The following is an 11,238-nucleotide window of genomic DNA, read 5'->3' as shown; positions in this document are numbered from 1 at the left end:
CGCACCTTTCTCCCAAAAAACTGAGAGATAGCAGTGCTGCTGACCAGCACTGTGACAGTTCGACCATAACTTCTCAGCTTTCATTCACGAACGACTGACTCAGAATCACACTTCACTTGGAAGTACGCGTGAGTCAGTAGGATTATATTACTAGTATGTGTTGGCTATCCACAGCATGGAGATCAGGTACGATACGGATGCTGGCCAGGATTTCCGTGAGACGCTCGTTTCGATGGACAATCGGGCGAGTATCGAGGGGATACTGGTGTTGGCGACACCAGAGACCGAACTCTGGTCCACGGCGTTCGAGTCGACGCTGGCTAGCCTTGACGTCCCCGTGTTTGGGGGTGTCTTTCCCGAGATCATCCACCACGGGGCGAATCACGATACTGGCGTGGTCAGTATTGGGCTCTCGGTCGAGCCTGTGATTACGACCATCTCGGATCTCAGCGATCCGGACCGTGCATTTCGACAGGAACTCGATGCGGAGCTTCCGAACCAGGGGTACGAGACGGCGTTCGTTTTCGTCGACGCCTACACCGACGGGATCGAGTCGTTCATTGAGGCGCTGTTTCGGACATATAGTATCAGCTTGAACGTCATCGGCGGCGGTGCAGGCACGCTCGACGACGAGAACCAACCCTGTCTGTTCACGAACGAGGGGTTGGTCGGGGATAGCGCGCTCGTCGCAGCGGTTCAGTCGCCGATTTCGATCGGCGTCAAACACGGGTGGCAAGAAATCGAGGGCCCGTTCAGAGTGACCGAATCGACGGGATCGACAATCCACACCCTCGATGGCGAGCCCGCACTGTCGGTTTACTCCGCTATCATTGCGGATCGATCGAACGCCACGGTCACGAAAGACAACTTCTTCGAGCTTGCACGATCCTACCCGTTCGGTATCAGTCGACTCGATGCCGAACAGATCGTCCGGGACCCGTTCTCGGTGGCCGAAGACGGCTCGATCACCTGTTTCGGTGCTGTTCCCGAAGGCGAGTTCGTGACGATTCTGGAGGGCGACCCCGACTCGCTCGTCGCCGCGACTCGGCAGGCATACGAGACGGCACTGAGCGGGTCACAGCCAGCCGATGGGTTGTTGCTGTTCGACTGTATCTCTCGGGTACTGTCACTCGAACCGGATTTCGAAGCGGAGCTGGCCGCAGTGACCGACGGCGAGCTACCAGTCGTCGGTGCACTGACGCTCGGTGAGATCGCCTACGACGGCCAGGGCCATCTGGACTACTATAACAAACCCGTGGTTATCGGTGCCACCAGAGGACTATGATCGAACGACAACAACGGATCCAGGCACTGTATGAGATCTCGCTGTCGATTGGATCGAAAGAGACGCTCGAGGCCACCGCCGATCAGACGCTCGTCGAGTATCTCCGAAAGCTCAACTGCTCGGTGGGTGCGATTCTCCACCGAACGACTGATGATGGTGCGCCCGGCTACGAATCCGTCGCGACGGTCCCTGCCACTCCGGTGACAGACGACCTCCTGCAGACGGCACTCGCTGCACTTCCCGACCCATCAAAACGGTTGTCCGTTCCGATTTCGGGAGCGACCGACGACGGCTCGCACTACTACCTGATGGAGCTCCCCGACTTCGGTGTGTTGGCAATTGGCAAACACCGCGGATCAGTCGACGAGTTAACGATCTCTGCGTTGAAGCCGCTCAACGAGAAACTGGCCGAAGCCTGCCGGAGCAAACTCGTCGAACGGCAGCTTCACACCGAGCGAACACGGCTCGAAGCCGTTTTCGAGACGATTCCCGAACCGGTTGCCAACATCGTTATCGACGGGGATACCGAGCGGATTCTGCGCGTCAACGAGCCGTTCGAACAAACGTTTGGCCACGCCAAGGAGTCGGTTCGCGGTCGAGATATCAACGACCTCATTCTCCCAACTGACGAGGAACGCCCCCACGAGGAGACCCGTAACAAGATCGCCAACGACGAGCTGATAACCGACACCATCAGCCGACAGACCACCGACGGGTTCGGCGAGTTCCTCTTCCGTGGTGTGCCGGTCGACGCCGACCGACTGGAGTACATCGGCATTTATATAGATATCACCGAACAGAAACATCGCGAACGCGAGCTGACACGCTACAAGCGCCTCGTCGAAAACCTCCCAATCGGCGTCTACCGGACGACGCCCGGCCCCGACGGTGAGTTCCGACTCGTCAACTCTGGGTTCGTCGACATCTTCGAGGCGGAATCGGCGGCTGCGTTCGAAAACCGTCCAGTGAGCGACATCTACCACGACAAAACAGACCGCAAGGCGTTCAGTGATCGCTTGCTCGACGAGGGCGCTGTCGAAGGGGTCGAACTCGAGTTGGAGACGCTTTCGGGCAATACCATCTGGGCTGAGGTCTCGGGAATCGCCGTCGAAGAGGACAACGAGACCGTCTTCGAACTTGCGCTTCAGGAGATCACCGAACGGAAAGAACACGAACAACAGCTCGATGTTCTCAACCGCGTGTTGCGCCACAACCTCAGAAACGGAATGAACGTGATCAGAGGGCACGCCTCGATGCTGCACGGCGAGGTCGACGAAGCGATCCAACCGCAACTCTCGGCCATTATCGAGCGCGCCAACCGTCTCGAGCGGCTGAGTGAGAAAGCCAGCACCGTTCGGTCGCTGTTCGATCAGGGTCGAACGGCCACACGGTCGATCGACGTTCATAAACTCTTGACAGATCTCGAAGCCGAGTTCTCCGAGGTCCATCCCGAGGCAACACTGCGGGTCGAACCGTTCGATCCGGTAGCCGTCAGCGCCGACATCCGTCTCCGACTGGCGCTGTTCGAACTGCTCGACAACGCCGTCGTCCACGCCGACGGGCCGAATCCAGCAGTCACAGTTGCGGTCTCACCGTCGGTCAAGCGAACCGACGACTGGGTCGACATTACGGTCACCGACGACGGACCGGGGATCCCGGCGTCCGAACGCACAGCGATCGAAACTGGCGAGGAGACGCCGCTCCAACACGGAACCGGCCTCGGCCTCTGGCTCGTCTACTGGACGGTCTCGCTGCTCGGTGGCGAGATCTCGATCGAAGACCGCTCGCCGGGGACAGATGTCGTGTTGCGACTGCCTCGTGGCACCACCGAGCCGTCGACGGGTAGATAAACGCCGACGGCTGCGCGTTCGGCGAGCGGTGTGCTTAATCGGCTCGCGCCGCTTGTTCGACCAATGGGCCACACCGAGGCGACAGCGGGCGTTGACGCCTTTCGGCACCTCGGCGAGACGGTTCGAGCGGCGCTGTCGGATCGGGGCTTTTCGACACCGACCGAACCCCAACGTCGGGCGATTCCATCGCTGGCAACCGGTCGAAACACCCTCGTCATCGCGCCCACGGGAACCGGCAAAACCGAGACCGCGATGCTGCCGGTGTTCGATGCCATCGTCCAACACCGCGACCGCGAGGGGTCGACTGACGGCTTCTGTGCGCTTTATATAACGCCACTGCGGGCGCTGAACCGAGACATGCGCGAACGCCTCGAGTGGTGGGGCGAGCGCCTCGATATCTCGATCGACGTGCGCCACGGCGATACCACCCAGTACCAGCGAAGCAAGCAGGCAAACGAGCCGCCCGACGTGCTGGTGACGACGCCCGAAACGCTCCAGGCGATGCTCACCGGTTCGAAGCTACGGACCGCGCTCGCGGACGTCCGGCACGTTATTGTCGACGAAATCCACGAACTCGCCGCCTCCAAGCGCGGTGCACAACTCACCGTCGGCCTCGAACGGCTCCAACTGCTTTCGGGACCGTTCCAGCGGATCGGCCTCTCGGCGACGGTGGGCGACCCGAACGCGGTCGGGGCCTTTTTAACCGGATCCAGGGACACCAAGGGGGCGCTTTCGACTGAGACCGACAGCGAGCGTGATTTTTCGATCGTCGAGGTCGACGTCGCCAGCCGGGTCGAATTTCGGGTGACGAACCCCGATATCACTCCTGAAGACGACCGTCTCGCGGGGAAACTCGCAACAACCGAGGAGATTGCGAGCCACGTTCGGCTAATTCGAGACATCGTCGACAGCCACGAGTCGACCCTAATTTTCGTCAACACCCGACAGACCGCCGAGGCGCTCGGTTCGCGATTCAAAAAGCTCGGCGCAGCGATCGAACTCCACCACGGCTCGCTCTCGCGAGAGGTTCGGGTCGACGTCGAGGACCGATTCAAAACGGGCGAGCTCGACGGGCTGGTCTGTACGTCGTCAATGGAGCTCGGCATCGACGTCGGGCGGGTCGACCACGTCGTCCAGTACGGCAGTCCCCGTGAGGTCGCCCGCCTGCTCCAGCGCGTCGGTCGTGCGGGCCACCGCCACGATCAGGTTTCGCGCGGAACCATCGTCACCAGCCACCCCGACGACACGCTCGAATCGCTCGCCATCGCGCGGCGCGCGAGCGAAGGGCTGGTCGAACCGGCCGGCATCCACCACGGCAGTCTCGACGTGCTGGCGAACCAGACGGTCGGGCTGGTGATGGATTTCGGCGAGGTAGGTGGTCGACGGGCCTACGAGACGGTCACCCGCGCCCGACCGTTTCACGACCTCAGCGAGGCGCAGTTCCGCGAGGTGATCCGGGAGCTTCACCGCAATCGGTTGCTCTGGCTGAACGAGGAGGAAGATCGACTCGAAACATCCGGCGGAACGTGGCAGTACTACTACGCCAACCTCTCGATGATCCCCGACGAGGAGCACTACGAGGTCCATGACATCTCCTCGCGAACCCAGGTCGGCACGCTCGACGAGCGGTTCGTGGTCAACTTCGCCGCGCCGGGTGAGGTGTTCATCCAGCGCGGCGAGATGTGGCGAATCAACGACATCGACGACGAGGAAACCACGGTGAACGTCGCGCCCATCGAGGACCCCAGTGGTGAGGTTCCCTCGTGGGTCGGCCAGGAGATTCCTGTTCCGGCGGCGGTCGCACAGGAGGTCGGCGAAATCCGCGAAGTCACCGGTTCACAGTTCCTTACCGGTAGCTCGTCGACGGCAGTTGCCCGTGACCTCCTGGCTCGGTATCCGACCGACGAGTCGACGCTCGAACCGGCGCTTGATCCCGTCGAGCGACAGGTCGAGGCCGACTTTCCGATTCCGACAGACCGGCGGCTCTGCATCGAGGCCCGTGGCCGGACCGTTCGGCTCAACAGCTGTTTCGGCCACGAGATCAACGAGACCCTGGGTCGGCTCCTTTCTGCCCTAGTTGGCCAACAGACCGGCTCGTCGGTGGGTATGAGCGTCGACCCCTACCGGATCAGTTTCGAAGTCCCGCAGGGTATCGGAGCCGGGACGTTCCGCGACATCCTCCAGTCGACCGATCCCGCGCATCTCGAATCGTATCTCGAACTCGCGCTGAAGCGGTCGGACACCCTCAAATTCACGCTCGCGCAGGTGGCCGCCAAGTTCGGCACGCTGAAACGGTACCAGGGTCGTAGCCGATTCGGTGGCGACCGCCTGCTCGAGGCGCTGGAGGGAACGCCGGTCTACGACGAGGCGATGCGGGATGTCTTCCATCGGGATCTCGCAGTCGACGGTGCGGCCGACGTGCTCGAACGGATTCAGTCGGGTGCACTCGATCTCGTCGTTGTCGGTGACGAGACACCGATTGGGACGACCGCTCGACCGAACGGCCAGGAGTTACTGGTGCCCGAGAACGCCGACGCCAGCGTTATCGAAGCGATCAAAAAACGTATCCAGAACGACCGGGTGCTGCTATGTTGTCTCCACTGCACGGAGTGGAACCACACAACGAAGGTTCGGCGCATCCGCGAGCAGCCCGAGTGTCCCGACTGTGGGTCGACGCGAGTCGCCGCGCTGAATCCGTGGGCCGACGAGGTGATTTCGGCGGTTCGGGCCAACGAGAAGGATGCCGACCAAGAGAAGATGACTCGCCGGGCCTATCGCGCGGCGAACCTCGTCCAGAGCCACGGCAAACAGGCCGTGATCGCGCTCGCCGCCCGTGGGATCGGCCCCCACAACGCCGCCCGGATCATCGGCAACCTCCGCGAGGACGAAACCGAGTTCTATCGCGACCTGCTCAGACAGGAACGCGAGTACGCCCGCACCCAGTCGTTTTGGGACTGATCAGCGCAACAGAAACTCGCCGGCCCAGCGTACGCCTTCCGAGAGCACCATTAGCCCGCCCTCGCGCTGTGAGAGCTGTCGACCGGTCCAGAGCAACACGAGGACGACACTGCTGAGCACGAACAGCCACATGATCTCATCGACCGCCGCAGGGGCGAACTCCATGGGCCGAATAAGGCCAGCGATCCCCAGTGCGCCGAGCATGTTGACAATGTTGCTGCCGACGACGTTACCGAGCGAGAGACCCACGCGACCCTTCCGGATGGCGATCAGCGAGACGGCCAACTCGGGCGTCGACGTCCCCGCCGCAACGATGGTTGCGCCGATGACCCACGCCGGAATCCCGAACAGCCGCGCGATGTCCGAGGCGGACGTGACGAGGAGATGGCCCCCGGCGACGACGAGTATCAGCCCGCCGACGATGGCGGCAGCCGTCCGCCACAAGGGTGCTGAGGTCGTGGCCGGCTTCAGTGCGGGTGCGCTCGGAGCCGACCCTGCCCGGACGAGTACCGAGAGATAGACGAGCAACCCGGCGACGAGCACTGCGCCTTCGATGCGCGTGAGCCGGAGATCCGAGATGAAGACGATGCCGACGATAGTTGACGCCAACAGCGCACTGCCGTCGCGGGCGATGATGGCTCGGTCGACGGGGATCTGGTGAAACAGCGCGACGATTCCGAGCACGACTGCGAGGTTGTAGATGTTCGAGCCGACGACGTTGCCGACGGCGATATCGCCGAGGCCAGCCAGTGCGGCGTCGCCCGTCACGACGAGTTCGGGCATCGAAGTTCCAACGGCGACGATCGTCAGTCCGATCACGAGTTCGGAGAGACCGAACCGCCGCGCGAGGCGGACTGAGCCGTCGACGAGGTGCTTCGAGCCGTACCACAGCGCCACAACCGACCCACTGAGGACAGCGAGATCGACGCCCAGCGCTACGGTCGTCATTGGTCACCTGTGGAGGGCCGTCGACAAAAGTTTCGTTGTTCCGGTTGTCGACATATCGCCACGCGTTCGGTCAACGAAGTCTTATACCTGCCCAAAAAAGACGGTTGATGTATATGCGGACGGGAACGTCAGCCGCGGTCCGACAGGTCAGCATCGCACGACAGATAATCTGCTGGCAGTCGGACACAACAGCCCCGATGAGTTCGGAGGTGACCCAATGAGCGACACCGGCGGCGAGGTCCAGACACACACGGTGCGCTTGGAGCTCGTCGACGAACCCGGCGAACTGCTTCGTGCGCTGGAACCGATCTCGGCGGCCGGCGGCAACCTGCTGTCGATCTACCACGAACGCGGGAACCTCACGCCGCGTGGTCACATCCCGGTCGAGGTCGACGTCTCGTGTGTGCCACATCGGTTCGAGACCATCGTCGACTCACTTCGAGACGCTGGCGTCAACGTTATTCAGGCCGGCTCCGAGCGGTACGACGAAGAGCTCGTTGTCATCCTCGTGGGACATCTCGTCGACACCGACCTCTCGGATACGCTCAGACAAATCGAGTCCTGCGCCGACGCCTCGCTCACGGATTTCTCGCTGTCGGCTCCGCGTGGCCGCGACGAGACGTCGAGTGCGAGACTCCGGCTCAAAACCCGATCCGGGACGACACAGGATGCAGTAACCAAGCTCCGGGAGATTGCATCGGACAAGGAACTTCACGTTATCGAACCACTCACGGAGGCGAGCCAATGAGCGGCGCACGTCTCGCCGTGCTCGGCGCGGGTGCGGTCGGCCGGTCGGTCGTCGAACTCGCCGAGGAGTACGGTCATACCGTCACGGCCGTGGCGGACTCCTCGTCGGCAGTCGTCGACAGCGAGGGTGTCGACGCGGCTGCGGTCCTCCAGCGCAAACGTGACGAGGGCATAGTCGGCGACGAACCCGCTGACGCCGCACTCGATGCCGAGTACGACGTGCTGGTCGAAGCCACACCGACAACGCTCGGCGATGCCGAACCCGGCTTCTCGCACGTCGCACACGCGCTCGGGCGCGACAAACACGTTGTACTCGCGAACAAGGGTCCGGTCGCCGAGCGGTACAGCGAACTCCGGGAGTTGGAGGCCAACAGCGACGGGAAGATCCGGTTCGAGGCAACCGTCGGTGGAGCGATTCCGATTTGCTCGACCATCGAGGACTTCGGCCCGACCCACATCACCGCCGCCCGAGGAGTACTCAACGGGACGGCGAACTTCATCCTCTCGCGGATGGCCGCCGAAGGATTGGACTACGAGCACGTACTGGCCGAGGCCCAAGACCTCGGTGTCGCCGAGGCCGACCCCACGTTCGACGTCGAGGGGATCGACGCCGCGCTCAAGTTCGTGATTCTCTCGAACGTCTTGGCCGACGGCGACCAGGAGTTCACGCTCGAAGACGCCGCCGTCGACGGGATCACCGAGATTCCGGGGACGGCACTCGATCTCGCAGCCGAGGATGGCCGAACGATCCGCCTGATCGGTGAGTCGACGCCCGAGGGCGTCAGCGTTGGCCCACGGCTCGTCCCTGACGATGGTCCGCTGTCGGTGACTGGCACCCTGAATATCGTCCAGTTAGAGACGACCCACGCCGGTCGGCTGAACATCAGCGGTCGAGGGGCAGGTGGCCCGGAAACGGCGACTGCCGTGCTCTCGGACGTGAGTCGACTGGCAGAATAACCCACAAAGAATGGTTCGTTTTTTGGGTTGCTGTCCTGCTCTACAGGTATTTATACTGGCCGTTAACGATCAGCTATTTGAATCCGGAAAAACGGGCTCTACCTCCGTCGCTGGGTATTCGGCTGCTATTCAGCGCGGTTCGGGTCGCTGTTCTCGTTGCGAGGTTCACTGTCGTCAGTGGGCGCACCGCGCTCCTCGCTGTTTGTGTGGTCGTCGCTGGCGGTTTCGCCCCCATCGGTGGTCGTCTCGCCGCCAGAAGCTTCCTCACTGCCTCCACTGGCACTACGCTCGCTGGTGTCGTTCGTCGACACTGAATTCCCAGTGGCATTGGTCTGTGTGTCGCCGATTGAGTTCTCGGTCACGTTTTCGCCTGTAGGTCGGTCAGATGCGCTCTCACTAGTGGCATTGGCGTTCGAGCCACCGACTTCACGAGCGATGTCGGCGGTTTCGCTTCCACCGAGTTCGCTCGCCGTGGTTCTGAGTTCGTCGAATTCGTCGACGCTGATGCCGCGGTCTCTACGCACGTCTTCCGGGAGATCTCGTGCGGTCGAGCTGGCTCGATCTGCGGCCCGTTCGGTGCTGGATTTCTCGGCCGCAAGCGTGGCGACCTTCGCACGGTAGGCTCCTTCGGAGATATTTCCAGCCTCGCGCTCGGTTCGGAGCTCGTCGAGTGTTGCCTGATGGGCGCCGAGTCGCTGTCTAATCTCGTCGCGCTGTTCGGCGACCACATCCGCTCGCTCCTCGTCGGTTTCGGCTTTTTCGAGTTTCGCTGCGTAGGTCCGATTCGAGAGGTCACCGTCGACGTCGGCCTGTTGGATACCGACGACGCTCCCCATTCGTTCACCAGGGGCGAGGCTTTCGCTCTCGTTCGTCCTGTCGGCCGTCTCCGTGTTGGTCTGACCGACCGCTGCAGAGACGCCCAGCGGCACCGCCAGTAGCGCGCTCACGAGTGCCACGGCCATGAGAATCGACCCGATCCGGTGTGTCATAGATCTATCTACCTCCCCTGTATTCATATATGGTGACGTCAGTATCGCCGATTTTCCTCGGTTTTCGGCCGGTTTGGCGGTCGACGCTGCCGGTGAGTTCTGGCGGGGAATCGAGGACGAAGAGTCGACGTGTGCGGACCGTCATGGGTCGATCTCTCCGAAGTCGTCGTCTGGCGTGGTCAAGACGTTTTCACGGCCGATCCGGAACGATTCGAGTGCCCCCTCGTCGCGGAGTTTGCTCACAACCTTGCTCGTCTTGGCATCGGTCCAATCGAGTTCCTCGACGACCGTCTGCTGTTTCATCCGACCGCCGTTAGCTTCCAACAGCCGCATGACCTGCTCTTCGTTGCTCAGCAGGGACGGATCGGGCTCGGGAGTCGACGTCGGTTCGGTCGGTGTCGACTCCCCACCTTCGGCGTCGGATTCGGTTGGTTCGGTCGATTCAGGCCGTTCGGCCGATGGACTCGGCCCGGGTTGTTCGTCCTCGTCGACCGAGGCCGTGTCGACATTCGGTGCCGAGGGTGCTGATGCGTTGTCTCCGGGGTCGTCAGGTCCGGAAACTCCAGTGAGTTCGTCAGGTTCGGTCGATTCGTCTGTCGACCGGCGACGCAGAAGCCAGCCGCCGAGTCCAGCAAGCAGTGCCACGAGACCCAGACCACCGGCGATGGTTCCGAGACCGATGCCGGTTCCCGCGGGCGCGATCACGACACGCGGCTCGCCTGAGATGAACTCCGTGCTCGATCCCTCCCAGATCACCGCGTTCTCACGTTCTCTGTCGGGTTCGGGGGCGGTCGACTGGAGTTCGTAGCCGTCGGGCCATCCGATGAGTAGACGGGTGTTGTCTTCGAGATAGAGTCCCTCGATTGCGTCGCCAACAACGAGTTCGTCGCCCTCGGTGTTCGCGAAGCCGGTCCACTCGAACTCGTACTCGACGACGCCGTACTCCCGGCCCAATGACTGCTGGTCGGTAGTGATCGAAAACTCGCTGGCGGCCATCTCTCGGCCGGTTGCGTTGCTCGCCGAGTCGACCGTGGTGTTGATTCGGTCTGCGAACGGCATGGTGTAGGTGCCAGGATCAGCCTCGATATCGGTCTGTAACGACTCGAACGCCTCGGTGCTGTTGTCGTCATCCAACACACGCCAAAACTCGAATCGCCACTCTGCAGAGCCATCCGCCTCGATATCGATCGAGATCCGAATCTCGTCGGCATCCACGACGTCTTGCTGCGGGAGAATGGATGTGGACTCCTCGGCTGGCGCTGCGATACCTACACCCCCACTGCAGACGATGAGTGTCATGACTCCAAGGCAGACGAGAGCCACCACCGAGCCACGACACCGGGGACTTGTGTCCATCATCCTTCGTTACAGTCAGCTGTGCAAAAAGGTACGTACTCGGAGCCAGTCGTCGTCGCGAGCATGGGGTCGACGCGTCGGCCAATCACCACCGAGATACTGACAGTGTGCATGTCACTTGCTCGCACAAACCGCAAGACGGCGCGGG

8 protein-coding genes are annotated in these 11,238 nt (G+C 62.1%); 5 read left to right on the top strand and 3 right to left on the bottom strand.

Features of this window, described 5'->3' with window-relative positions; genetic code table 11:
* Positions 1-175 precede the first annotated feature (175 nt).
* The 3 genes from O2S87_RS11790 to O2S87_RS11780 all read left to right on the top strand — a co-directional run bounded on the left by O2S87_RS11790 (position 176) and on the right by O2S87_RS11780 (position 6,093).
* Positions 176-1,285, top strand: a complete 1,110-nt coding sequence (locus O2S87_RS11790) for an FIST signal transduction protein (protein WP_475408990.1) — start codon at positions 176-178, stop codon at positions 1,283-1,285.
* Positions 1,282-3,135 carry a sensor histidine kinase gene (locus tag O2S87_RS11785; RefSeq protein ID WP_475408989.1) on the top strand — a complete coding sequence of 618 codons (1,854 nt, stop codon included), beginning with the start codon at positions 1,282-1,284 and terminating at the stop codon, positions 3,133-3,135. Before O2S87_RS11790 ends, O2S87_RS11785 begins: the two co-directional genes overlap by 4 nt.
* A gap of 63 nt (positions 3,136-3,198) precedes the next feature.
* Complete coding sequence (locus O2S87_RS11780) at positions 3,199-6,093, top strand: DEAD/DEAH box helicase (RefSeq protein ID WP_475408988.1); 2,895 nt, start codon at positions 3,199-3,201, stop codon at positions 6,091-6,093.
* Here the strand turns inward: O2S87_RS11780 and O2S87_RS11775 are convergent, their stop codons facing one another.
* Positions 6,094-7,041 carry a calcium/sodium antiporter gene (locus tag O2S87_RS11775; protein WP_475408987.1) on the bottom strand — a complete coding sequence of 316 codons (948 nt, stop codon included), beginning with the start codon at positions 7,039-7,041 and terminating at the stop codon, positions 6,094-6,096.
* 217 nt (positions 7,042-7,258) lie between these two features.
* Here O2S87_RS11775 and O2S87_RS11770 point away from each other — a divergent pair, with 217 nt between their 5' ends.
* Positions 7,259-7,789 (top strand): amino acid-binding protein, encoded by a 531-nt coding sequence (locus tag O2S87_RS11770; protein ID WP_475408986.1) that lies wholly within the window; start codon positions 7,259-7,261, stop codon positions 7,787-7,789.
* Positions 7,786-8,745, top strand: coding sequence for a homoserine dehydrogenase (locus O2S87_RS11765; protein WP_475408985.1), 960 nt, complete (start codon positions 7,786-7,788; stop codon positions 8,743-8,745). Before O2S87_RS11770 ends, O2S87_RS11765 begins: the two co-directional genes overlap by 4 nt.
* Before the next feature lie 125 nt (positions 8,746-8,870).
* On the opposite strand, the gene O2S87_RS11760 is transcribed toward O2S87_RS11765, so the two are convergent.
* Entirely contained in the window at positions 8,871-9,734 is an 864-nt protein-coding gene (locus O2S87_RS11760; RefSeq protein WP_475408984.1) for a hypothetical protein, read from the bottom strand.
* Between the two features lie 141 nt (positions 9,735-9,875).
* Entirely contained in the window at positions 9,876-11,090 is a 1,215-nt protein-coding gene (locus O2S87_RS11755) for a DUF7345 domain-containing protein (RefSeq protein WP_475408983.1), read from the bottom strand.
* Between the last annotated feature and the right edge of the window lie 148 nt (positions 11,091-11,238).

The sequence above is a fragment of the Halohasta sp. A2 genome (assembly GCF_056175805.1).
Note: the sequence above shows the minus strand (reverse complement) of the source record. Positions and strands in the feature narration are given on the sequence as shown.